At 58.3% G+C, this 23,617-nt stretch carries 24 protein-coding genes and 1 other annotated feature; of the genes, 8 read left to right on the forward strand and 16 right to left on the reverse strand.

All coding sequences use genetic code 11. The annotated features are described in order from the left end of the window. The first annotated feature begins 82 nt into the window (after nt 1–82). The 3 genes from ABLV54_RS19230 (at nt 83) to satP (ending at nt 1,920) form a co-directional block, all read left to right on the forward strand. Nucleotides 83–487, forward strand: coding sequence for a DUF2541 family protein (locus tag ABLV54_RS19230; RefSeq protein ID WP_023291916.1), 405 nt, complete (start codon nt 83–85; stop codon nt 485–487). Nucleotides 488–515: 28 nt separating this feature from the next. Beyond that, complete coding sequence (gene msyB / locus ABLV54_RS19235) at nt 516–1,265, forward strand: acidic protein MsyB (RefSeq protein ID WP_050534023.1); 750 nt, start codon at nt 516–518, stop codon at nt 1,263–1,265. An 88-nt stretch (nt 1,266–1,353) separates the two neighbouring features. Continuing rightward, nucleotides 1,354–1,920 (forward strand): acetate uptake transporter, encoded by a 567-nt coding sequence (gene satP, locus ABLV54_RS19240; RefSeq protein ID WP_050534024.1) that lies wholly within the window; start codon nt 1,354–1,356, stop codon nt 1,918–1,920. A 55-nt stretch (nt 1,921–1,975) separates the two neighbouring features. Here the strand turns inward: satP and ABLV54_RS19245 are convergent, their stop codons facing one another. From ABLV54_RS19245 to tal, 3 genes are all read right to left on the reverse strand, one after another. Next, nucleotides 1,976–3,277 (reverse strand): MFS transporter, encoded by a 1,302-nt coding sequence (locus ABLV54_RS19245; RefSeq protein ID WP_050534025.1) that lies wholly within the window; start codon nt 3,275–3,277, stop codon nt 1,976–1,978. 119 nt (nt 3,278–3,396) lie between these two features. Then, the gene (gene mog, locus ABLV54_RS19250) at nt 3,397–3,984 is read right to left on the reverse strand and encodes a molybdopterin adenylyltransferase (protein ID WP_023291912.1); all 588 of its coding nucleotides are present in this window, start codon (nt 3,982–3,984) and stop codon (nt 3,397–3,399) included. A 99-nt stretch (nt 3,985–4,083) separates the two neighbouring features. Then, nucleotides 4,084–5,037: a transaldolase gene (gene tal / locus ABLV54_RS19255; RefSeq protein ID WP_004204228.1), complete on the reverse strand. Its 954-nt coding sequence runs from the start codon at nt 5,035–5,037 to the stop codon at nt 4,084–4,086. 202 nt (nt 5,038–5,239) lie between these two features. Between tal and ABLV54_RS19260 the strand changes: the two genes are divergently transcribed. Together ABLV54_RS19260 and yaaA are read left to right on the forward strand one after the other, a co-directional pair. Then, nucleotides 5,240–6,670 (forward strand): sodium:alanine symporter family protein, encoded by a 1,431-nt coding sequence (locus ABLV54_RS19260; protein ID WP_032452394.1) that lies wholly within the window; start codon nt 5,240–5,242, stop codon nt 6,668–6,670. A 77-nt stretch (nt 6,671–6,747) separates the two neighbouring features. After that, complete coding sequence (yaaA, locus tag ABLV54_RS19265) at nt 6,748–7,521, forward strand: peroxide stress protein YaaA (protein WP_032452393.1); 774 nt, start codon at nt 6,748–6,750, stop codon at nt 7,519–7,521. A 49-nt stretch (nt 7,522–7,570) separates the two neighbouring features. Here the strand turns inward: yaaA and thrC are convergent, their stop codons facing one another. From thrC to yjjY, 6 genes are all read right to left on the reverse strand, one after another. Further along, a complete protein-coding gene (gene thrC, locus ABLV54_RS19270) occupies nt 7,571–8,851 on the reverse strand; it encodes a threonine synthase (protein WP_050534027.1) in 1,281 nt (426 codons plus the stop codon). Nucleotides 8,852–8,854: 3 nt separating this feature from the next. Continuing rightward, the gene (gene thrB, locus ABLV54_RS19275) at nt 8,855–9,784 is read right to left on the reverse strand and encodes a homoserine kinase (RefSeq protein WP_050534028.1); all 930 of its coding nucleotides are present in this window, start codon (nt 9,782–9,784) and stop codon (nt 8,855–8,857) included. Nucleotide 9,785: 1 nt separating this feature from the next. Then, on the reverse strand, nt 9,786–12,248 hold the full coding sequence (thrA, locus tag ABLV54_RS19280; protein WP_050534029.1) for a bifunctional aspartate kinase/homoserine dehydrogenase I: 2,463 nt from the start codon (nt 12,246–12,248) through the stop codon (nt 9,786–9,788). Between the two features lie 25 nt (nt 12,249–12,273). Further along, nucleotides 12,274–12,391, reverse strand: a sequence feature (Thr leader region). Continuing rightward, on the reverse strand, nt 12,330–12,398 hold the full coding sequence (gene thrL / locus ABLV54_RS19285) for a thr operon leader peptide (protein WP_004222578.1): 69 nt from the start codon (nt 12,396–12,398) through the stop codon (nt 12,330–12,332). It overlaps the preceding feature by 62 nt. 211 nt (nt 12,399–12,609) lie before the next feature. After that, on the reverse strand, nt 12,610–13,296 hold the full coding sequence (locus tag ABLV54_RS19290; RefSeq protein ID WP_044525309.1) for a tRNA/rRNA methyltransferase: 687 nt from the start codon (nt 13,294–13,296) through the stop codon (nt 12,610–12,612). A 394-nt stretch (nt 13,297–13,690) separates the two neighbouring features. Next, a complete protein-coding gene (yjjY, locus tag ABLV54_RS19295; RefSeq protein WP_004146984.1) occupies nt 13,691–13,831 on the reverse strand; it encodes a protein YjjY in 141 nt (46 codons plus the stop codon). A gap of 95 nt (nt 13,832–13,926) precedes the next feature. On the opposite strand from yjjY, the gene arcA reads away from it, so the two are divergent. Then, a complete protein-coding gene (gene arcA / locus ABLV54_RS19300; protein ID WP_002887843.1) occupies nt 13,927–14,643 on the forward strand; it encodes a two-component system response regulator ArcA in 717 nt (238 codons plus the stop codon). Nucleotides 14,644–14,706: 63 nt separating this feature from the next. Here the strand turns inward: arcA and creD are convergent, their stop codons facing one another. Genes creD through creA form a run of 4 tightly spaced genes read right to left on the reverse strand, consistent with a single transcriptional unit; the run spans nt 14,707 to nt 18,724 of the window. After that, on the reverse strand, nt 14,707–16,065 hold the full coding sequence (creD, locus tag ABLV54_RS19305; RefSeq protein WP_050534031.1) for a cell envelope integrity protein CreD: 1,359 nt from the start codon (nt 16,063–16,065) through the stop codon (nt 14,707–14,709). A 59-nt stretch (nt 16,066–16,124) separates the two neighbouring features. Beyond that, the gene (gene creC / locus ABLV54_RS19310) at nt 16,125–17,549 is read right to left on the reverse strand and encodes a two-component system sensor histidine kinase CreC (protein WP_044525307.1); all 1,425 of its coding nucleotides are present in this window, start codon (nt 17,547–17,549) and stop codon (nt 16,125–16,127) included. Further along, nucleotides 17,549–18,238: a two-component system response regulator CreB gene (creB, locus tag ABLV54_RS19315; RefSeq protein WP_023291904.1), complete on the reverse strand. Its 690-nt coding sequence runs from the start codon at nt 18,236–18,238 to the stop codon at nt 17,549–17,551. The genes creC and creB overlap by 1 nt, the downstream gene beginning before the upstream one ends. Nucleotides 18,239–18,250: 12 nt before the next feature. Continuing rightward, nucleotides 18,251–18,724 (reverse strand): protein CreA, encoded by a 474-nt coding sequence (gene creA, locus ABLV54_RS19320; protein ID WP_009309170.1) that lies wholly within the window; start codon nt 18,722–18,724, stop codon nt 18,251–18,253. A 209-nt stretch (nt 18,725–18,933) separates the two neighbouring features. On the opposite strand from creA, the gene robA reads away from it, so the two are divergent. Continuing rightward, nucleotides 18,934–19,803, forward strand: coding sequence for an MDR efflux pump AcrAB transcriptional activator RobA (gene robA, locus ABLV54_RS19325; protein ID WP_004204217.1), 870 nt, complete (start codon nt 18,934–18,936; stop codon nt 19,801–19,803). Here robA and gpmB read toward each other — a convergent pair. After that, on the reverse strand, nt 19,800–20,447 hold the full coding sequence (gene gpmB, locus ABLV54_RS19330) for a 2,3-diphosphoglycerate-dependent phosphoglycerate mutase GpmB (protein WP_004204216.1): 648 nt from the start codon (nt 20,445–20,447) through the stop codon (nt 19,800–19,802). The genes robA and gpmB overlap by 4 nt on opposite strands. A gap of 113 nt (nt 20,448–20,560) precedes the next feature. On the opposite strand from gpmB, the gene yjjX reads away from it, so the two are divergent. After that, nucleotides 20,561–21,076: an inosine/xanthosine triphosphatase gene (gene yjjX / locus ABLV54_RS19335; protein ID WP_032452387.1), complete on the forward strand. Its 516-nt coding sequence runs from the start codon at nt 20,561–20,563 to the stop codon at nt 21,074–21,076. Here the strand turns inward: yjjX and trpR are convergent. Then, on the reverse strand, nt 21,063–21,392 hold the full coding sequence (trpR, locus tag ABLV54_RS19340) for a trp operon repressor (protein WP_004204213.1): 330 nt from the start codon (nt 21,390–21,392) through the stop codon (nt 21,063–21,065). The genes yjjX and trpR overlap by 14 nt on opposite strands. Nucleotides 21,393–21,480: 88 nt before the next feature. Continuing rightward, a complete protein-coding gene (gene sltY, locus ABLV54_RS19345; protein ID WP_044525328.1) occupies nt 21,481–23,418 on the reverse strand; it encodes a murein transglycosylase in 1,938 nt (645 codons plus the stop codon). Between the last annotated feature and the right edge of the window lie 199 nt (nt 23,419–23,617).

The following is a 23,617-nucleotide window of genomic DNA, read 5'->3' on the forward strand; positions in this document are numbered from 1 at the left end:
GCAATACTTGTGCGCTAAAAGCCCCGTTTTCGCAGTGATAAGATCCCCGCCCTCGCACTTAACTTATTCAGGGGACAAATTAATGAAATCACTATTCCGGCTTTCAGCCGGGCTTATCCTTAGCGTGTCAGTTATCACCTCGGCGGCCGCCAACGACCATAAGATCCTCGGCGTGATAGCCATGCCGCGCAATGAGACCAACGATCTGACGCTGAAGCTTCCCGTCTGCCGGGTGGTCAAACGTATTCAGCTCAGCGCCGAACGCGGCGACATTCAGCTTTCCGGAGCAACGGTCTACTTTAAGGCCAGCCACGGCGCCAGCCACACCCTGAACGTGCCCGCCGGGATCAAAGAGGGCCACACCACCGGCTGGATCTCCCTCAACAGCGATAACGACAACAAGCGCTGTGTGAAAAAAATCGCCTTCTCCGGCCACACGGTCAACTCCTCAGATATGGCCTCACTGAAAATTATCGGCGACGACTAACGTCGTCCCCTGCCCGAGAGAAAACGTTTTGCATATTAACTATCTGGATGATGACGATCTCGCCTTTCTGCCTGAGTGCAGCGAGGCGCATCTGGAAGCGTTTACCCGTATTCTGACCCACGGGGAAAATGGCAAACCCCGTCTCTCCAGTACGCTGCTGCGCAACGAGACCTTTCTGTCTATGGAGGGCCACCCGGAGCGCTATCGCCGCAACTGGCAGTTGATCGCCGGCGAGCTACAGCATTTCGGCGGCGACAGCATCGCCAATACGCTGCGCCGCCATGGCAAATTTTATCGCGCCATCCTGCTGGATGTGTGTAAAAGGCTAAAGGCGAAGGTCGATAAACAGATGACGACGCCGCAGATCGAGCAACAGTTGTTGACGCATTTTCTGCAGCACAGCTGGAATAAGCTGGATGAGGAACAAAAAACGCAGTTTCTCGCCGCGGTGGAGTGCCGGAGTCATGAGCTGGAAAGCCTGCTGCCCCATCTGTTGAGGCGCCGCAAGCTGAGTGAAGGCGTTGCCCTGCTACTGGATGAGCGGTTAACCGCCATCCTGCGCACGCACGCCGCCGTGAGCGTCATCGGCCATGGCCTGGTACGCGGCGCCGGGCTGGGGGGGCCGCTTGGCGCCGCGCTGAACAGCGTGAAAGCGGTAAGCGGCAGCGCTTATCGGGTCACCATCCCCGCGGTTCTGCATATTGCCTGTTTACGACAAATGCTCCACTCGTCGTCGGGCACAACTGAAATTGGTGAAAAATACCCCGCCAGATCATAGACAGCCTTTCCGCGCCTCATTATTATGCCGCGCCCCGCCGCCAAGTCGCGGGGTAATGCTTCCCTTTTAATGATAATTTTGAGGAATTATGGGCAACACTAAGTTGGCTAATCCGGCACCGCTGGGCCTTATGGGCTTCGGCATGACCACTATTCTGCTTAACCTGGCGAATAGCGGCCTGTTCGCATTCGATGTAGCTATCCTGGCGATGGGCATTTTTTACGGCGGCATTGCGCAAATTTTTGCCGGCCTGCTGGAATACAAAAAAGGCAACACCTTTGGCTTGACCGCTTTTACCTCCTACGGCAGCTTCTGGCTGACGCTGGTTGCTATTCTCCTGATGCCGAAAATGGGCCTGGCTGATGCGCCGAACGCGCACTTCCTCGGTATGTATCTCGGCCTGTGGGGTATTTTTACGTTGTTCATGTTCTTCGGTACGCTGAAAGCCGCACGCATGCTGCAGTTCGTGTTCCTGAGCCTGACGGTGCTGTTCGCGCTGCTGGCGATTGGTCATCTGGTGGATAACGAAGGCATCGTGAAAGTTGCTGGCTGGATCGGCCTGGTTTGCGGCGCCAGCGCCATTTACCTGGCGATGGGCGAAGTGCTGAACGAGCAGTTCGGCCGCACCGTGCTGCCGATCGGCGAACCGCGTTAATCTTCCGCCGCCGCCCTGTGACAGGGCGGCGGCTGGTCATCATCGGCAAACCTGCCTAGCGCTGCAGCTCCCCTTCCGGCAAGCTCGCCTCCGTCAGCCCCTGACGCAGCCAGATACCTAATCCCAGCCCCATCAGCGACAAGGCCAGCACATACCAGGCCGGGGCCATCGGCGACACCCCCATCAGCATCGTGACGGCAATTGGCGTCAGGCCGCCAAAAATCGCGTACGACAGATTGTAGGAAAAGGAGATGCCGGTGAAGCGCACTTCCGCCGGGAAGGCCCGCACCATAACATAAGGCACCGCCCCCACCACGCCCACACAGAGTCCCACCGTGCCGTAGAGCAGAAACAACCGCTGCGGGCTGGCGCCAGACAGGTGGTAAAACGCCCAGCTGGCAACCGCCAGCAGCAGGCTGCCGACGATAAAGGTGCGGCTGGCGCCGAAGCGGTCCGCCGCCAGCCCGGCGAGCAGACAGCCGATGCACAACATAATCGTGGCAATGCTGTTGGCCTGCAGGGTTATCGCCGGGGCGAAGCCATAGTGTTTCTGCAGCCAGACCGGCGACATCAGGATCACCACCACCACGCCTGCCGACAGCAGCCAGGTCAGCAGCATAGAGACCGCCACCGCCTTCTGGTGTTTGAGGACGACCGCTTTTACCGGCAGCTCCTGCGCCAGCGCTTTGCGCTGCTGCATCTCAAGAAAAATCGGCGTCTCCTGCAGCCAGCGGCGCAGATACATCGCCACCAGACCAAATACGCCTCCCAGCAGGAAGGGGATCCGCCAGCCGCCGTCGTGGATCCCCTGCGGCGTCAGGCTGGTGTTGATAAGCGTCGCTACCACCGATCCCAGCAGGATGCCTACGGTCAGGCCGGCCGTCAGCGTGCCGCAGGCGATACCAATGCGTTTTTCCGGAACATGCTCGGCGACAAACACCCAGGCGCCAGGCACCTCGCCGCCGATCGCCGCCCCCTGCAGAATACGCATCAGTAGCAACAGCAGCGGCGCCACGATGCCCACCGAGCTGTAGGTCGGCAACAGACCAATCGCCAGGGTCGGCAGCGCCATCAGCAGGATGCTGAGGGTAAACATTTTCTTGCGGCCAACCAGATCGCCAAAATGGGCCATGATGATCCCCCCCAGCGGACGCGCCAGGTAACCGGCGGCGAAAATGCCAAAGGTCTGTACCTGGCGAAGCCATTCCGGAATATCCGCGGGGAAGAAGAGCTCGCCGACGACGGCGGCGAAGAAAACGAAGATGATAAAGTCATAAAACTCCAGCGCGCCGCCAAGGGCGGCCAGCGTCAGCGTTTTATAATCCTGGCGGTTGAGCGGTCGGTTTGCATATGACATAACGCGATTTCATCCTGAGGCGTGCAGCGTATTTTATAGTGTGTAAAGTAAACAGCACTATATCGTAAATAAAACGGCACACCATCAGCGATGCATGTTATGTCACAAATGCATCAAATTCAGGATAAAGTTTCGCGTCGGGCACTTTTGGGACGAAATGCTTCTACCACACGGCCATCGGTTTCCACATAAGGCCCCTCCAGCAACTGTACACAATAAGGTACACTTGCGAAAATACCGTGCACCAGCACGTTGCCGTCAGCATCTTTCACCCCTTCCAGGGTCTCCTGAATCGCTTTCGGTTGTCCGGGAAGATTGAGGATCAGCGCCTGCTTGCGGATCACCCCGACCTGCCGGGAAAGGATCGCCGTCGGCACAAAGTGTAGGCTAACCTGGCGCATTTGCTCGCCGAAACCCGGCATCTCGCGATCGGCAACCGCCAGCGTGGCGTCGGGCGTCACATCGCGACGCGCCGGGCCGGTGCCGCCGGTGGTCAGCACCAGATGGCACCCCATCTCGTCAACCAGTTCGCACAGCGTTTGCTCAATAATGACCTGCTCATCCGGGATCAGGCGAGTCTGCAGTTCAAAAGGGGTGGTAAGGGCACGCGCCAGCCACTCTTCCAGTGCCGGGATGCCTTTGTCCTGATAGACGCCGCTGGAGGCGCGATCGGAAATGGAAACTAAGCCGATTCGTAAGGTATTCATGGTTATTCCGTTCAAACTGTGGCGTTAAACGAAATGATACACTGCTGCTGGCGGGACAGACAGTGTAATGTGGCCGACGGGCGTCGGCCACCTGCGGGATTACAGCAGTTCGCCGATCATTTTTTCCAGTTTTTCCTGGTCGATCGCAAACTTACGGATACCTTCCGCCAGTTTGTCTACCGCCATCGGATCCTGGTTATGCTGCCACAGGAACTCAGATTCGGTAATACGCTCCGGACGCGCTTTCACTTCACCGGTATATACCAGTTTACGCTCAACGGCGCCTTCGCTTTCGGACAGCTCTTTCAGCAGTGCCGGGGCGATGGTCAGGCGGTCACAGCCAGCCAGTTCCAGAATTTCGCCAACGTTACGGAAGCTGGCGCCCATCACCACGGTTTCATAACCGTGCTGCTTGTAGTACTCGTAGATTTCGCTGACGGAAACCACGCCCGGATCTTCTGCCGGCGCGTACTCTTTCTTATCGGTGTTGGCTTTGTACCAGTCGAGGATACGGCCAACGAACGGCGAAATCAGGAAGACGCCCGCTTCGGCGCAAGCGCGAGCCTGAGCGAAGGAGAACAGCAGCGTCAGGTTGCAGTTGATGCCCTCTTTTTCCAGCTGTTCAGCGGCGCGAATGCCCTGCCAGGTGGAAGCCAGCTTGATCAGAATACGATCGTTGCTGATGCCCGCGTCGTTATACAGCTTGATGATGCGCTTGGCTTTAGCGATAGACGCTTCGGTGTCGTAGGAGAGACGCGCATCCACTTCGGTGGAGATACGGCCCGGGATCAGTTTCAGAATTTCGAGACCGATGTTCACCGCCAGCTTGTCGGAAGCATCGAGGATCTGCTGCGCGCGATCGCTGCTCTGGCTACGAGCCCAGGCCACAGCGTCGTCAATCAGCTTACGGTACTCAGGGATCTGAGCCGCGCCGAGGATCAGGGAAGGGTTGGTGGTGGCATCCTGAGGCTGATACAGCTTCATTGCCGCAATATCTCCGGTGTCAGCGACGACAGTGGTGTACTGACGCAGAGAAGTTAATTTATCCGTCATGATATATTTCTCTTAAACAGCAGTTAAGGGGATGTAACCGGTCTGCCCAGATGATAACACGCTGCCGGGTCAGCGCAACCGCCGACGAGAGAAGAGCGCAGAGTGTGATAAACTATGCAGATTAATTTGCTGAAAGCGCAAGGATTGTCACTTAATTGGTAACGCTTACACTGGCGTGCCGGCATGGACAAGAGGATGTTTAATGCCTGATTTTCTCTCATTTATCAATGAAATACTCTGGGGCTCAGTGATGATTTATCTGCTGCTGGGCGCCGGTATCTGGTTTAGCTGGCAAACCCGGGGTATTCAGTTCCGTTACGTGCGCAAATTTGGCCGCAGCCTGAAAAAAAGCCTGCACCCGCAGCCGGGCGGTTTAACCTCCTTTCAGGCGCTCTGTACCAGCCTTGCTGCGCGAGTCGGCAGCGGTAATCTTGCCGGCGTCACGCTGGCTATCGCCGCCGGCGGGCCCGGCGCCGTATTCTGGATGTGGGTCTCCGCCCTGCTCGGCATGGCCAGCAGCTTCGCCGAATGTTCCCTTGCCCAGCTGTATAAAGAGCGCGATAGCCGCGGGCAGTTTCGCGGCGGCCCAGCCTGGTATATGGCGCGCGGGCTCGGCATGCGCTGGATGGGCGTTCTGTTTTCGATCCTCCTGCTGCTGGCCTATGGCTTTATCTTCAATACCGTACAGGCCAACTCCGTGGCCCATGCCCTGCGCTATGCGTTCGATCTGCCGGCGGCAGTCAGCGGCGGCGTGCTGGCCGTTGTCGTTCTGCTGGCCATCCGCCGTGGTTTACGCGGCGTGGCGCGCCTGATGCAGTGGATCGTCCCCATCATGGCGCTGCTGTGGATCGCCACCAGCCTGGTTATCGGCCTGTGGCATATCACCGCCCTGCCGACGATTTTCGCCACCATCTTTCGCTGCGCCTTCGGCTGGCAGGAAGCCGCCGCCGGCGCGGTGGGCTACACCATCAGTCAGGCGCTGACCAGCGGCTTTCAGCGCGGCATGTTCTCCAATGAAGCAGGAATGGGCTCTTCGCCTAACGCCGCCGCAGCCGCCGCCTCCTGGCCGCCGCACCCGGCGGCGCAGGGTATCGTGCAGATGATTGGCGTGTTTATCGATACCATCGTCATCTGTACCGCCAGCGCGATTATCGTCATGCTGGCGCCTCACCCCGACAATGAGTATACGCTCAACGGCATCCAGGCCCTGCAGCACGCGATGAGCATGCTGGTCGGGGGCTGGGGGGCGGGTTTTATCGCTTTCATCGTGCTGCTGTTCGCCTTTAGCTCTATCGTCGCCAACTACCTGTACGCGGAAAATAATCTGGTCTTTCTGCGTCTGGATAAGCCGCGCTATATCTGGGCGCTGCGGATACTTACCGTCCTGATGGTGCTGCTGGGAACCGTGGTTAGCCTGCCGGTCGTCTGGCAGAGCGCGGATATCATTATGGCGCTGATGGCGATGACCAACCTGACGGCCATCCTGCTGCTCTCCCCGACGGTGCGGATTATCGCCAGTGATTATCTGCGTCAGCGCCAGCTGGGCATTCAGCCTACTTTCGATGCGTCGCGCTATCCTGAGATTCACCAACAGCTGGCCCCGGGCGCGTGGAATGAACTGCCGCGCGAATAGCGCGGCAATCGCAGCTATCGATCCCACCATGCACTTTTTTTGTTAAAATTCGTCGAAATTACCTGCAAGGACTGGATATGCTGATTCTGATTTCACCTGCTAAAACGCTCGATTATCAAAGCCCGCTGGCAACGACTCGCTATACCCAGCCCGAACTCCTCGAGTATTCTCAACAGCTTATCAGCATCGCCCGTCAGCTGACCGCGCCGCAAATCGGCAAGCTGATGAGCATCAGCGACAAGCTGGCGGATCTGAACGCCACCCGTTTCCACGACTGGCACCCTGACTTTACGCCGCAAAATGCCCGCCAGGCGATCCTCGCCTTTAAGGGCGATGTCTACACCGGCCTGCAGGCAGAGACGCTCACCGAGGACGACTTTGACTTCGCCCAGCGACACCTGCGCATGCTCTCCGGCCTGTATGGCGTGCTGCGTCCGCTGGACCTGATGCAGCCCTACCGCCTGGAGATGGGGATCCGTCTGGAAAACCCCCGCGGCAAAGATCTGTACCAGTTCTGGGGCGAGACCATTACCGAGAAGCTGAATCAGGCGCTGCAGGCTCAGGGCGACGATATCGTCATCAACCTGGCTTCCGATGAATATTTTAAATCGGTGAAAACGCAAAAATTGCAGGGCCAGCTGATCAAGCCGGTATTCCTCGATGAGAAGAACGGCAAATTCAAAGTGATCAGCTTCTATGCCAAGAAGGCCCGTGGCCTGATGAGTCGCTACATTATTGAAAACCGCTTAACCCAGCCGGAACAGCTGAAATCCTTTAATAGCGAAGGCTATTTCTTTGATGCGGAGGCGTCGGAGAAAGGCGAACTGGTGTTTAAACGCCACGAGCAGTAAGTAAACGGTCCCCCTACGGCGTTCGACGCAACAGGGGGACGGTAAGGATTTAGCCCATCATCAGCTTACGCAGCGCGGCGAAATCCGCCGGCAGGTTGTGAGACAGCAGCGGCAGGTCGGCGCGGTCGGCCAGCTCTTTCGGCAGCGGCAGGGTCTCCTGCAGGATCTCCTCCACGCTCTCTTTGAACTTCGCCGGATGGGCGGTGCCGAGGAACAGACCGTACTCTCCCGGCTGCAGCTGATCGCGCAGCGCGCGCCAGGCAATCGCCGCGTGCGGTTCAGAGATGTAGCCGATGGCCTTCAGCTCGCGCATTGCCGCTTTGGTGGTCTCATCATCGACCGCGGCATAGCCCAGCTCGCTGAGACGCCAGATTTTACGGCGGAACAGCTCTTCGACACGCGGCCAGTTGTTCGGCTGGCTGACGTCCATGGCGTTGGACAGCGTCGCCTGGGTGGCTTTTGGCGCCCACTCGCCGCCCTGCAGATAGCGCGGAACGGTGTCGTTGGCATTGGTGGCGGCGATAAAGCGTTTGATCGGCAGACCCAGCGACTTCGCCAGCAGACCGGCGGTCAGATCGCCGAAGTTGCCGCTCGGCACGGAAATCACCAGCTGATTGCGGGCTTCCTGCGGCAGCTGCGCCGCCGCTTCGAAGTAGTAGCAGATCTGCGCCAGCAGGCGGCTGATGTTAATGGAGTTAGCCGAGTTGAGCCCCAGCGTCGCCTTCAGTTCTTCATCGTCAAACGCCTGCTTCACCAGCGCCTGGCAGGCGTCGAAGTCGCCGTCAATCGCCACGGTTTCAATGTTGCCGCCGAGAGTACAGAACAGCTTCTCCTGCAGCGGGCTGATCTTGCCGCGCGGATAGAGGATCACTACCTTAACGTTCGGCAGTCCGTAGAAAGCATGCGCCACCGCCGCCCCGGTATCGCCAGAGGTCGCCGTGAGGATGGTGACCGGCTTATCGCCTGCGATATGGGTCAGCATCTGCGCCATAAAGCGGCCGCCGAAATCCTTGAACGCCAGCGTGGGGCCATGGAACAGCTCCAGACAGCCGACATCCTCCTGAACCTTGCTCACCGGCGCCGGAAACGCAAACGCCGCGCGGACCCGCTGCTGCAGGATATCCTGCGGGATCTCATCGCCGATAAAGGCGGATAAAATTTTGGCGCTGCGGGTGACAAAATCCTGCGCCAGCATGTCGTCGATTTCAGTCAGGCTGAATTCCGGCAGATCGTGCGGAAAGAACAGGCCCTGATGCTTGCCAAGTCCCTGGGTAACGGCCTGCGCAAAGCTGACCTGCTCATTGTGATCTTTTAAGTTATACAGTTTCATTGGTTATCCCACTACGCGTGCGCCCGCCGTGTCCAGCCGGCAAATATGAACAAAGCCTTCCTGATTCTGCAGATAGTGCGCGCCAAGCCAGTCGGCGACGCGCTGTGCGGTGTCCGGCTTATCGCACAACGCGAACAGCGTTGGGCCAGAGCCGGAGATGCCGCAAGCCTGGGCGCCCATCTCCATGGCCGCCTGACGCGCTTCGCTAAAGCCCGGCAGCAGTTTGGTTCGGTACGGTTCGGCAATCACATCTTTCATCAATTTTGCCGCCAGCTGCGGCTGGCGGGTGTAGCAGGCGTGAATAAAGCCCGCGAGGTGGCGACCATGGGCGATACAATCCTGACGGCGGTACTGCGCCGGCAGAATCGCCCGCGCTTCGGCGGTGGATACTTTAATCCCCGGATAGGCCAGCACCCACAGCCACTCATCAAACCCGGGCACCTGCTGGCTGATAATCCCGTTCTCTTCGATCATCAACTGCATACCGCCAAGATAGCACGGCGCCACGTTGTCGTAGTGAATGCTGCCGGAGATACGCCCTTCCATCTCCCCCATCAGCGCCAGCATGCGCGTCTCGTTCAGCGGCTTACCGCAAAACTCGTTCATCGCCACCAGCGCGGCGACCACCGAGCAGGCGCTGGAGCCCAGCCCGGAGCCAATCGGCATGTTTTTTTCCAGGGTCATCGCCACCGGCACCGTTTTACCGATCTCCCGGCAAAAGCTTTCCCAGCACTGGTAAACAATGTTCTCCTGCGGCGCCGTCGGCAGTTTGCTGGCGAAGCGTCCCAGATTCTGCAGGCTGAATTGCTCCGCCGCTTCGACAGTGACGTTGTCGCCCAGCAGCGTGCCATCGACCGGCGTGATCGCCGCGCCCAACACATCAAACCCGACGCTCATATTGGCACTGGAAGCCGGGGCATATACTTTGACCATCTTAAACTCCTAACTTCCAGGAAAGGGTGCGCAGCAGGTCGGCGAATACACCGGCCGCCGTGACGTCGTTCCCGGCACCATAGCCGCGCAGCACCAGCGGCAATGGCTGATAATAGTGGCTGTAAAAGGCCAGCGCGTTCTCGCCATTTTTCACTTTGAACAGCGGATCGTTGCCGTCAACGGCGGCAATTTTCACCCGGCAGGTACCATCCTCTTCGATGTTACCGACATAGCGCAAGACTTTACCTTCATCGCGCGCCTTAGCGATCCGCGAGGCGAACGCATCATCCAGCGACGGCAGACGGGCCATAAAGGTCTCAACATCACCGCTGGCGTCGAAGTCCGCCGGCAGCGCCGACTCGACGATAATGTCCGACAGCTCCAGTTCACGTCCGGTCTCACGGGCCAGAATCAGCAGCTTACGCGCGACATCCACCCCGGATAAATCGTCGCGCGGATCCGGCTCGGTATACCCCATCTCACGGGCCATCGCCGTCGCCGCCGAGAAACTCACGCCCTCATCCAGCTTGCCGAAGATAAACGACAGAGAGCCGGAGAGGATCCCGGAGAAATGGCGCAGTTCATCGCCGGCGTTGAGCAGGTTCTGCAGGTTCTCAATCACCGGCAGGCCAGCGCCAACGTTAGTGTCATAGAGGAACTTGCGGCGCGAGCTGCTCGCGGCGTGGCGCAGCTGATGATAATAATCCAGCGAAGAGGTATTGGCCTTTTTATTCGGCGTGACCACATGGAAACCTTCGCGCAGGAAGTCGGCGTACTGATCGGCGACCGCCTGGCTGGAGGTACAGTCGACGATCACCGGATTAAGCAGGTGGTACTCTTTTACCAGGCGGATCAGGCGGCCAAGATTAAAGGGTTCTTTCGCCTCCGCCAGCGCCTCACTCCAGTATTCCAGATTCAGACCATGCACGCTGGTCAGCAGCGCCTGAGAGTTGGCCACGCCGCAAACGCGCAGATCGATATGTTTGCTCTTCAGCCAACTCTGCTGGCGTTTGATTTGCTCCAGCAGCGCGCCGCCGACGCCGCCGACGCCGATGACGAACACTTCGATCACCTGGTCGGTGTTGAACAGCATCTGATGGGTCACGCGCACGCCGGTGGTGGCGTCGTCATTGCTGACCACCACCGAAATGGAGCGCTCGGATGAACCCTGGGCAATCGCCACGATATTGATATTGGCGCGGGCCAGCGCGGCAAAAAACTTTGCCGAGATACCGCGCAGAGTGCGCATTCCGTCGCCCACCACCGAGATAATAGCCAGACGCTCCATAATGGCCAGCGGCTCCAGCAGCCCCTCTTTCAGCTCGAGATAAAACTCATCTTCCATCGCCCGTTTAGCACGCGCACAGTCGCTCTGCGGCACGCAGAAACTGATGCTGTACTCGGAAGAAGATTGGGTGATCAGCACGACCGAGATGCCGGCGCGGGACATGGTGGCGAAGACGCGGGCCGCCATGCCGACCATGCCTTTCATCCCCGGCCCGGAGACGTTGAACATCGCCATGTTGTTGAGGTTAGAGATGCCTTTGACCGGCAGATCGTCCTCGTCGCGGCTGGCGCCGATGAGCGTTCCCGGCGCCTGCGGGTTGCCGGTATTTTTAATCAGACATGGGATTTGGAACTGGGCGATAGGGGCGATGGTGCGCGGGTGCAGCACTTTCGCGCCAAAGTAGGAGAGCTCCATCGCCTCCTGATAAGACATCGATTTCAGCAGACGCGCATCCGGCACCTGGCGCGGGTCGCAAGTGTACACGCCGTCGACATCGGTCCAGATTTCGCAGCAATCGGCGCGCAGGCAGGCGGCCAGTACCGCAGCCGAATAGTCGGAGCCGTTGCGCCCCAGCACCACCAGCTCGCCCTTCTCATTGCCGGCGGTAAACCCGGCCATCAGGATCATATGGTCTGCCGGGATCTGGCTGGCGGCGATGCGGCGGGTGGATTCGGCGATATCGACCGTGGATTCCAGATAGTGGCCCACCGCGAGCAGTTTTTCCACCGGGTTAATCACACTGACTTTATGACCACGGGCTTCCAGCAGACCCGCCATGATGGCGATGGAGAGCTTTTCGCCTCGGCAGATCAGCGCGGCATTGACGCTGTCCGGGCACTGACCCAGCAGGCTGATACCGTGCAGGACATGCTTAATCTGAGCAAACTCCTGCTCAACAAAGGCTTTCAGCTGGGCGAGCGGGAAAGCGGGCTGGGCGTCGGCAAGGCCCTGAAGAAGTTCGGTAAAAATGCGTTCAGCGTCGGCAATATTGGGGAGGGCATCCTGGCCGCCAATGGTCTTTTCAATCATCGCTACCAGATGGTTGGTGATCTTCGCCGGGGCAGACAGGACGGTCGCTACCTGCCCCTGCCTGGCATTACTCTCCAGAATATCGGCAACCCGCAGAAACCGTTCCGCATTTGCCACTGATGTACCGCCGAACTTCAACACTCGCATGGTTCTTACCCCTTGATCTCTTGTCAAAAAAAAAGCCCGCACTGTTCAGGTGCGGGCTTTTTTCTGTGTTTCCTGTACGCGTCAGCCCGCACCGTTACCTGTGGTAATGGTGGTGGTGATAATGGTGGTAATCATGCCGATGCGATTCATGGATGTTGTGTACTCTGTATTTTTATCTGTCTGTGTGTCCTGCCTATATTGGTTAAAGTATCTGCCCTCTTAAGTCAATGAATTTCTCAATTAACCTCATTTCAGCGAGCTTACGTATTGCGCCACCCCGACAAGGAAAAACATCCAGATCGGCGGAACACTCCCCGCAAAAACAGTACATACAACCATAATTAAAATATATAACAGAGCTTTATTCTGGCAGGTTTTTTTCAATATCATGCAGCAAACGATGCAACATTGCCGTGTCGCGCTGCTGCAGCAGCCCCATTCGTTGCGACAGCCAGTCGGCCAGTTTGGCATCATCCTCCACGCCCAGACGCGAAAGCAAGGCCAGGGCGCGCAGGCGCAACGCCTGCAGCTGATGATGGTCTGCCGCGGCGGCGGTGGGCGCCGGTTGTTGCATAAGCGATGCTAATTGATAGCAGTAGACCATCACCGACTGACCGAGGTTTAGCGAAGGATAATCCGCGGCCATCGGCACGCCGGTCAGCACATCGGCCAGGGCCAGCTCCTCATTGGTCAATCCGGCGTCTTCACGGCCAAATACCAGCGCGGTATGGGTCATCCAGTTCGCCTTCTCCTCCAGCAGCGGCAACAGCTGCTGCGGCGTGGCGTAATAGTGAAACCGCGCGCGACTGCGGGCGGTGGTGGCGACGGTAAAATCGACGTCGTGCAGCGCCTCGGCGAGGGTGGAATAGGTGGTGATGCCATCGAGGATGTCGCCTGAGCCGTGCGCCACCCAGCGTGCCGCCGGCGCCAGATGGGCTTCACTGTCCACGATCCGCAGATCGCGAAATCCCATGGTTTTCATCGCCCTGGCGGCGGCGCCGACGTTCTCGGCCCGGGCAGGACCGACTAAAATAATCGTTAAACGCATTGCGGTTTTTTTCTCTCTCAGGCGTTGTCGAGGCGCGGAGCCCCGCATTTTACGCGGTGAAAATTTACAAATTTGCAACAAAAATCACTAAAATTGCGTTTTCTTACCCATAAAAAAATCTAAACTGTTCTCAGGAGGCCATGACAAGGAGTATGTTAACAGAACCCATTTATCCATATGATGGGCAATGAAATTTCACCTGACGCATCGTTCCAGGCATTGGATTCACTGTATTTATTAATTTATCCACGCAACTAGTTGAGCCGGGTAAAGATTGTGACTATAAAGAGCATGGCGATGCAATGATTTCACAAGACTGTTAACGTGCTACAATTGAACTTGATATATGTCAACGAAGCGTAGTTTTATTGGGTGTTCGGCCTCTCTTAGCCTGTTATGTTGCTGTTAAAATGGTTAGGATGTCAGCCGTTTTTGACACCGTCGGGTCCAGAGGGAAAGTACCCACGACCAAGCTAATGATGTTGTTGACGTTGATGGAAAGTGCATCAAGAACGCAATTACGTACTTTAGTCATGTTACGCCGCGCATGTTAATTTGCGACATGCAGCAGGCAGGTCAGGGACTTTGGTACTTCCTGTTTCGATTTAGTTGGCAATTTAGGTAGCAAACATGCAGACCCCGCACATTCTTATCGTTGAAGACGAGTTGGTAACACGCAACACGTTAAAAAGTATTTTCGAAGCAGAAGGTTACGATGTATTCGAAGCGACCGATGGCGCGGAAATGCATCAGATCCTGTCTGAAAATGATATCAACCTGGTGATCATGGATATCAACCTGCCGGGTAAAAATGGTCTTCTGCTGGCGCGCGAGCTGCGCGAGCAGGCTGACGTCGCGCTGATGTTCTTAACCGGTCGCGACAACGAAGTGGATAAGATCCTTGGCCTCGAAATCGGCGCTGACGACTATATCACTAAACCGTTTAACCCGCGTGAACTGACTATCCGCGCGCGCAACCTGCTCTCCCGTACCATGAACCTCGGTACCGTGAGCGAAGAGCGTCGCAGCGTGGAAAGCTACAAGTTCAACGGCTGGGAACTCGATATCAACAGCCGTTCCCTGGTCAGCCCGAACGGCGAACAGTACAAGCTGCCGCGCAGTGAATTCCGCGCGATGCTGCACTTCTGCGAAAACCCGGGCAAAATTCAGTCTCGTGCCGAGCTGCTGAAGAAAATGACCGGTCGCGAGCTGAAGCCGCATGACCGTACCGTTGACGTGACCATTCGTCGGATTCGTAAACACTTCGAATCCACTCCGGATACCCCGGAAATCATCGCTACCATTCACGGTGAAGGTTACCGTTTCTGTGGCGATCTGCAGGAATAATGCGATTTATTCCGCAGCCATGATGTGAAAACGGCGCCCCGAGGGCGCCGTTTTTTTATGCCGTCACTCTTTCCAGAGGCGCAGTTTGTCGTCATCGGCAGACGGCGGCGGAGGCACACTGCCTTTCGGTAACGATAACGCATACCAGTCCACTCGCCGGGTCAAAAACATCAGGCTGCTTAGCGCCAGCACCAGCACCCCGGTACCCAACAGCAGCGCGCTGTCCTCGGAATGCAGCAGAAACCACATCACCCCGTCCAGCAGCAGCAGCGCCGCGACAAACAGCAGGCTGTTACGCCATCCCCTGAGCACCGCCTGGAGGTAGATCCCGTTCATCACCGCGCCGGACAGGCTGGCGGCCAGCCAGGCGGCGGTAAAGCCAATGTGCTCCGAAAGCGCCAGCAGCACCAGGTAAAACAGCACCAGCGATAGGCCCACCAGCAAATATTGCATCGGATGCAGGGGGCGATGGGTCAGGCTTTCGAAAGCGAAAAAGGCCATAAACGTCAACCCAATTAACAGGATGGCATATTTTGTCGCCCGGTCGGTTAGCTGATACTGGTCGGCAAGCGACATGACATCGGCACTGAACGCCGGCAGGCGCGACCACGGGATCTCCATATCATCCTTGAAATAGCTGCCCATATCGTTGGCGAACCAGCTGCTTTGCCAGTGGGCGCGATAGCCGGCAGCATTCACTTCGCGTTTCGTTGGCAGGAAGCTGCCGAGAAAGCCGGGATGCGGCCAGTTACTGGTCAGCTGCAGCTCGCTGTTGCGCCCGAGCGGCACCAGTGAAAATGCGCCCGTCCCGTTCAGATCGAGCGAAAAAGCGATCTCAAGCGGCTTGTTGTCCTCCGCCAGCGCTGGCATCGGCATATGGATGCCCGCCCCATCGCCGCTGATCCCCAGCCCAGGCTCCACGCTTAATACGCTGCCGTTAACCTCCGGAGCATGAATGGCGCCAATGCCGCGGGCATCGCCGACGCTCACCACCAGCCGCGGCTGGCCTAAGACAATATTCGTTTTTTTCAGCGCCGCCAGACGCAGCGGATCAAACGAAGCCTTAATCTGCAGGGCGTTATGCCAGACCTGTCCGCTGTAGATGCCCACCCTCCTCGACTCCACGGTCTGTTTGCCGGTGACCGCCAGCGACTCCGGCAGCCAGTAGTACTCCCAGCTCCGCTGATATTCGACCTCTTTTTGGTTCTCCCTGCGGGTCAGCGTCTCGGTTACCGGAATAGCGATCAGCGGCCCGGCGAGTTTTTGCGGGCCGCTGGTGCTCTGTTCAATGGCATCCACAACCTCGCTGCGATAATCAGCCCGCTCATTGATGAGCTCCCTGACTATCATCAAAGGCAGAGATAACAGCACAATACAGCCTATTAACGTGGTGATTTTCCAGAATAACGGTGATTTCAACATAGCTTTCTCCCTATCGTGATGGCCTCACAATAGGGCGGTTGTGTGGGGGGAATTTGAAGCTATGTGAAGGGACGGTGAAGTCTCAGCGTGGCGACCACGCCGCCTTCGGGCCGATTGTGTAGACGGATATCGCCGTGATGCAGGCGCGCGACTTCACGAACAAAGGCCAGCCCAAGGCCGCTGCTCTTATGGCCGTCTTCACGCGGCAGCGAGTAGAACCGATCAAAGATCCGCGTCAGGGCATACTCCGGAATACCGCATCCGTTATCCGTTACGCTCAGTCGCACCTCTGCATTTCGTTTCTCTACTGCCAGGGCGATCTCACCCCCCTGGGGGGTAAAATCAATCGCGTTGTCGAGCAGATTGCCCAGCGCCTGGGACAGCAGTTCGCCATCGCCATTGACCAGCATCCCACTCTCCTGCCAGCGCAGGGTGATGGCTTTCGCCGCCAGGGCGATGTCGCGCTCTTCCGCCAGGCGTTGGTATAGCGCATCTATCGACACCGGCTGCGGCTTTATCTCCAGCCGGCTTTCCAGTCGCGCCTGCTGGAGCAACCGCTCCACCAACAGCTGCATGCGAGTATTTTGCGCGAGGATATTCTCAGTAAACCGCGCCGCCACCGCAGGCGGCGGCTCTTCGCGCAGGATCTCCGCCGCACCGCGGATGGCCGCCAGCGGACTTTTCAGCTCGTGAGTCAGGTCATAGACATAATTTTCGATGGCGTTTTTGCCTTCGAGCTTCACCCGCATGCTCTCCAGCGCCTGGGCCAGCTTACGCAGTTCGCTGCTGCCGACCTCCGGCAGCGGCAGCGGGCGGTCAGCGGTCACCGAGTCCGCATAGCGCACCAGCTTGCCGATAGAGAAATTGATCCACCAGACGACGCCGCAGCCAATCAACAGGGCAATGCCCAGCAGGGCGCCGCCGGCCCAGAGGATCCGCCGCTCGCTGCGCTGAATGACCGGCGTCATCGCCAGGTTGGGTTTACCGACGCTCAGCACGCCGATAATCCGCCCCTTATCCATCACCGGCGCGGCGATATACATCACCGAGCTGGCTTCATCATGCGGATCGCTGCGCGTACTGCGCGCGCCGTACTGGCCGCGCAGGGTGAGCCAGACGTCGTTCCAGCGTGAATAGTCCTGCCCTGTCGCCTCTCCGCTCGAGTCAAACACCACCTTGCCCCGGGCATCAGTCAGATAGACGCGGTACTCATTCCGCACCTTTTTAATTCCGCCAATATTGGCGTTGAGCCGCTGCTGGTTGAGCTGGTGAAAGGCCTGCGCCAGCCTGCCCTGCTGCGGGTTTGCCGCCAGCAGGTCCTCACGCGCCAGCGCCGCCAGCAGGGTGGCGGTATCGTTGAGGGTCCCCTCCGTCGCCCGGCGCACGCCCGGCTTCACTTCCTGGACAAAGATCGACAGTACAAACCACGCGGCGATCGCGACGATAAGAAAATAGCCCAGCAGCAGGCGCATGCCGATGCGCATCAGCCGCGCCCCAGGCTGTAGCCCATCCCGCGATGGGTATTGATTGGCGCCACCTCAGGATTAACGACCCGCAATTTAGCGCGCAGGGTTTTGATGTGGGTGTCGACGGTGCGGTCGAGGCTTTCCCAGGCATCGCTCCACACCAGCTCCATCAGTTGCTGGCGGGAGAAGACGCGACCGGGCGCGTGAAGCAGCGTTTTCAACAGCAGAAATTCATAGCGCGTCAGGTTCAGCGGCTGGCCGAACCAGCTTATCGACGCCGCCTGCTCGTCAAGCACAAACTCGCCGACGCGAACTACCGACGAAGGCGCGGCGAATTTTTGCAGCCGCCGCAGCACGCTGCGCACCCGCGCGCAGACTTCGCGCGGCGAAAACGGCTTGGCGATGTAATCGTCAGCGCCGATTTCCAGCCCCAGCAGCTTATCGACCTCGTCGCTCCGCGCCGTCAGAAACAGCACCGGCAGCGCCGGAAAGCGCGTCAGCAGGCGCCGACAGAGCTCGAAGCCGCTGATATCCGGCAAGCCGACGTCGAGGATGGCCACATCGGGCGCCTGATGCGCCGCCGCCTCCAGCGCGGGCAACCCGCGGTCAAAGACGGTGACCTGGAAGCCCTCCTGCTGGAGCATATAAACCAGGGTATCGGCGATACTCTGTTCATCCTCAACTAACCAAATCCGTGGCTGCTGCATGCGCGCTCCCGTTTATTTATTCCAGGGCATAATCGGCACGGCGCTGATGGCGTTCTTCGGCGAACCATCAACCACTTTATCCGAATAGGTCAGGTAGACCAGCGCATTGCGTTTCGCATCATAGAAGCGAACGACCTGTAGCTTTTTAAACACTAGCGAGGTGCGCTTCTGGAACACCACGTCGCCCTGGCTTTTGCCATTTTTGATTTTGTCCGTCAGCTCAATCGGCCCGACCTGCTGGCAGGAGATGGCCGCGTCAGAGGTATCTTCCGCCAGACCCAGTCCGCCTTTGATCCCGCCGGTCTTCGCCCGGCTGATATAGCAGGTCACGTTCTGCACATCCGGATCGTCAAAGGCTTCGACGACAATTTTGTGATCCGGCCCTAACCATTTGAAGACCGTATCCACGGAACCAATCTGCTCCGCCTGAGCGACCTGGCAGCCGGCCAGCAGCAGCAGGCCCATCGCAAACTTCTTGTATTTCATATTGTTACCATTCTTAAAAAATATAGCTGAGTGATTATCACGCACTTTTCGGAAAAGGTTTATAGATCACAGCTTTACAAAATTCTCGTTCAGATCCACGGACCTACCGCATTTAAAAGCAAAAAAAACACTGAATGCTAAAACATCAAAAAATGCTATTATCCGCTACTTTAATATCAGGCACCTGTGTTTAAGGATGGGGACATTTTATGGATCAAGCAGGGATTATTCGCGATCTCCTTAGCTGGCTGGAAGGTCACCTGGATCAGCCGCTTTCTCTGGACAATGTGGCGGCGAAGGCGGGTTATTCCAAGTGGCATTTGCAGCGAATGTTTAAGGATGTCACCGGCCATGCCATCGGTGCCTATATTCGCGCGCGCCGGTTGTCGAAATCAGCTGTCGCATTACGCCTTACCGCCCGTCCAATCCTTGATATTGCGCTGCAGTACCGTTTCGACTCCCAGCAGACCTTCACCCGGGCGTTTAAGAAGCAGTTCTCGCTGACGCCGGCGCTCTACCGCCGCTCGCCGGACTGGAGCTCGTTCGGTATGCGTCCGCCGCTGCGTCTTGGCGAGTTTACCCTGCCGAAACATGAATTTGTCGCCCTGCCCACGACTCAACTGCTGGGGGTAACCCAGAGCTATACCTGTAAGCTGGAGGAAATCTCCGACTTCCGCAACCAAATGCGGGTCCAGTTCTGGCGCGATTTCCTCGGCAACTCGCCGTCGATCCCCCCGGTGCTCTATGGGCTGCATGAACCGCGTCCGAGCCTGGAGAAAGACGATGAACAGGAAGTGTTCTATACCACCGCGCTGACGCCGGAGATGGCTAACGGCCACCTGCAGAACGCCCATCCGGTGACGCTGGAGGGCGGCGAGTATGTCATGTTTACGTATGAAGGGCTGGGTACCGGCCTGCAGGAATTCATCCTGACGGTCTACGGCACCTGCATGCCGATGCTGAACCTGACGCGTCGCAAGGGGCTGGATATTGAACGCTTCTATCCTGAAGATGAAAGCCGGGATCAGGCCACGCCGATTCAGTTGCGCTGCGAATATCTGATCCCGATCCGCCGTTAACGCTGCAGCTCGTCCATCGCGGGGGCGTCAAGATGCGAGACGTCGCCCGCCGTTTCCACCACCCAGCCGGAAGCCAGCCACGGGCTCTGCTGATAATCGACGCGCGAGATAGAGCAGTTGCGCAGACGCAGCCGACGCTCTGCGTAAGCCGGCAGCCCTAAAATCGTGCTCACCAGGCAGCCCAGCGCGATACCATGACTCACCAGCAGCGGTCGACTACCGGCCGGTAATTCCAGACAGGCTGCCAGCGCCGCATGCATGCGTTCGCTAAGCTCCTGCATCGATTCGCCCTGAGGAATACGACCATCCGGCGTGCCGTTGACCAGCTGGCGGCGCCAGCCCTCTTCTTCTTCGCTGAGCGAGTCGATATGGCGCTTCTCCAGCACCCCCATATCCAGCTCGCGCAGGCGCGCATCGGCGATCACGCTGCAGCCGCAGGCTTCGGCGATAATCTCTGCTGTGCGGCGGGTTCGTCCCAGATCGCTGGTAATGATATGGGTGATCCCCAGCGTTCTGGCGCGCTCGCCAACCTGCCAGGCCTGGCGCTCACCGTGTGCGGTCAGCGGGCTGTCGGACTGACCCTGAATACGTCGCTCGGCGTTCCACTGCGTTTCACCGTGGCGAACAAGGTATACCTGTAACATGCTTTTTTTCCGTTCTGAACTCGTTATCGACCGCTTTCAGGCATTACCGCCTGCCCTGGGGGTGATTTAGAGTATACTGCGATGACGTTAGTTTATTCTGAGTTGTTTTGATTATGCACCATGTTGTCTCAGCGACCACTAATCCCGCCAAAATTCAGGCAATTCTGCAGGCTTTTGACGAGATTTTCGGCGAAGGATCCTGCCACATTGAGTCCGTATCCGTCGAGAGCGGCGTGCCGGAACAGCCCTTCGGCAGCGAGGAAACGCGCGCTGGCGCACGAAATCGCGTCGCCAATGCGCGCCTCGCCCAGCCCCATGCCGATTTCTGGGTCGCCATCGAAGCCGGAATTGACGATGGCAGTACCTTTAGCTGGGTGGTCATCGAAAGCGCCAGCCAGCGCGGAGAAGCGCGCTCAGCCACGCTGCCGTTGCCTGACGTTATTCTTGAGCAGGTTCGCGCTGGCGAAGCCCTCGGGCCGGTCATGTCGCAGTATACCGGCATCGATCAGATCGGTCGTAAAGAGGGGGCGATTGGGGTTTTCACCGGCGGCAAATTAACCCGCAGCAGCGTTTACCATCAGGCGGTCGTGCTGGCGTTAAGCCCGTTCCACAACGCTATTTATCGCTAGCCAGCAGCGTCTGCTCCAGCCACTGGCGCAGCTCAACCGGCGCCGACTTCAGGCTGTTCGACCCGCGGGTAATGGTCGCAATGCCGGCGCCGAGCTCATTTTTCAGCTCGCGCTGGCTCATCTCGCCGCGCAGCAGCTCTTCGATAATGCGCACCCGGGTTCCCAGCGCTTCGCGCTCATCAGGGGTTAGCATTAGCTGCAGCAGCGGCAGATGCAGATCCTGCGCATAGGCCTGCTGTAGCAGCGCCACAAAGCGCAGCCACTCCTGATGACGTTGTTCGGCAACGGCCGCGGAATAGGGAGATTGTTGGGTCATATCGCGCCACCATATTGAGACGGGCAGCTTACGCTGCCCGTCGAATGTACTCTTCAACGAGTACAAAGCATAACATACTTCCCGGCGATCAGTAACGCTGCCGCCACTCCGCATCGCTGAAGAGCTTATCCTGCTGTCCCATAAAGTAGCGGTAGTAGGCGTCATAGGAGAGGACGTTCTTCACGTAGCCGCGGGTTTCCGAGAACGGAATACTCTCGACAAACGCCACGGCGTCGATCCGTCCGGCGCTGTTCCCCTGCCAGGTGCGTACCCGACCCGGCCCGGCGTTATAGGCCGCCGAGGCGTAGATGCGGTTATTGCCGAACTGCTGGTAAACGTACTGCAGATAGCTGGTGCCGATGTTGATGTTGGTTTCCGGATCCAATAGCTGCGACGGGCCGCTGTAGCCGGGAATGCGGAACATGCTGACGGTATGCGTCGCGGTGCCCGGCATAATCTGCATCAGCCCGCTGGCGCCGACCGGCGAACGCACTTTCGGGTTCCAGGCGCTCTCCTGGCGGGCAATGGCCATCGCGTAGCTCTGCGGAATATCTTTACCGCTGATATAGCGGGCAAACAGATCGTTATAGGCCAGCGGGAAGCGCTCCTCCAGCTGATCCCACAGCTTGCCGGCGATCGTCGCCTGCACGCTCAGATCCCACCAGTGCTGATCGAAGGCATAGCGCGCCAGCTGCGCCTGCTGAGATTTCGTGCGGCTGGTGACCAGATTCGCCCATTCGGTGCGCGCGGTGTTATCCATATTCCAGTACATCAGCTCGCGTACCCGGGCCATCTCCGGACCGGAGGCCAGCGCCGGATCGAGCGTGCCAGTCGCTTTATCGATGCGGAAGGTATACTCCTCGCCGAGACGCTGTGCGGCGACCATCGGGTAGAAACCGCGCTGCTGCATCAACGACCGGAGGATCGCCTGCGCCTCCTCGTCCCTGCCGCGCTCCAGCAACAGATCCGCCTGCCAGTAGCGCCATTCGTCTTTCTCTTTCGCCTCCATCGGCAGGCGCGCCAGCCAGGTATTCAGGCCATGGCGATCGCCCGTCCCCAGCGCCATCCGCACCCGCCGCTCCACCAGCGGCGTGGACTGCGATCGCATAATCGCATCGTCGCGCCAGATGGCCTGCTCTTCGGTCACATCGTTCCCCATCAGGCGCCAGGCGACAATATCGCGTAGCTCCTGGGTCTGATCCTCATTGAGCTGCTGGGCCTGCACCAGCGAAGGGATCATCAAACGGGCATTTTCCACATCCTGACGGGCGACGCTGGCGAAGGCGACGGCGGCCATCTGGCGGGTAAAGTCCGTCGCCCCGGTGGTGCGGGCAAAGGTCAGGACGCTGTTAGGATCGTTAGCCAGAGCGACCACGGCGCTGGCGATGCTCTGGTAGTTGGCGGGCATCTGCTGGGCCAGCGATTTCACCAGCCCGATATTGCCGGCCTTCATCGCCAGGCGGATCCGTTCGAGATAAGCCAGCGGATCCTGCTGGCCGGAGTCGCGCCAGGCGCTGAACAGCGGTTCACAGGCGCCGGGCTGGTTCTTGCCCGTCAGCCAGAGGTCTTTCGCTCCGCTCCAGGCCTCCTGCGACTGCCCCACGCTCAGTTTGGCGTAGTAGTAGTTGCACTGCGCCTCGGTGCTGGTCGGCTTATCGGGACTAAACGCCAGCAAGCCGCGCCAGTCGCTGCGCCGGGCCAGTTCATTCACGAAGCGCGAACGTAATGAACGCGCGGGGGGCAGCGTCGGGTTGGCGTCAATAAAGTTTTTCACCACCAGCGCCGGCTGGTTCATCAGATCGTCGGTAATCTGCCGGTACTGCAAATAGGGATACAGGGGATAGGTGCTTAACGTGGGCATCAGCTGGTCAACCACATCCATCTGCCGGTTATCCCACGCCTGCTTAATTTGTGCGTAGCGGCTGCGCTGTTCATCCAGTGAATCCGCATGCGCCAGCTGACTCAACGCCAACAGACCAACGCTGGCAGCCAAAAGATGCCACGCCATTTTTTTGGCTTTTTCCACAAGCTCTTCCTCTTTCAGGTGCATTTTCGCAGCATCGTGCCGCTTAAAAGCCCCTGCCGGTTCGGCAGGCGGCTTTACTTATGCTAATCAGACAACGCTAAACGCGCCATGTCCTGAACATTTTTTTACGCTTCTGTGAATCCTGTCGCCTCGCTGGGATTAGCGCGCGAAAAAGGCTACACTTCGGCTTTGAACTATC

It is taken from the genome of Klebsiella sp. JB_Kp042, from assembly GCF_040065275.1.
GTDB classification, from domain to species: Bacteria; Pseudomonadota; Gammaproteobacteria; order Enterobacterales; family Enterobacteriaceae; genus Klebsiella; species Klebsiella quasipneumoniae.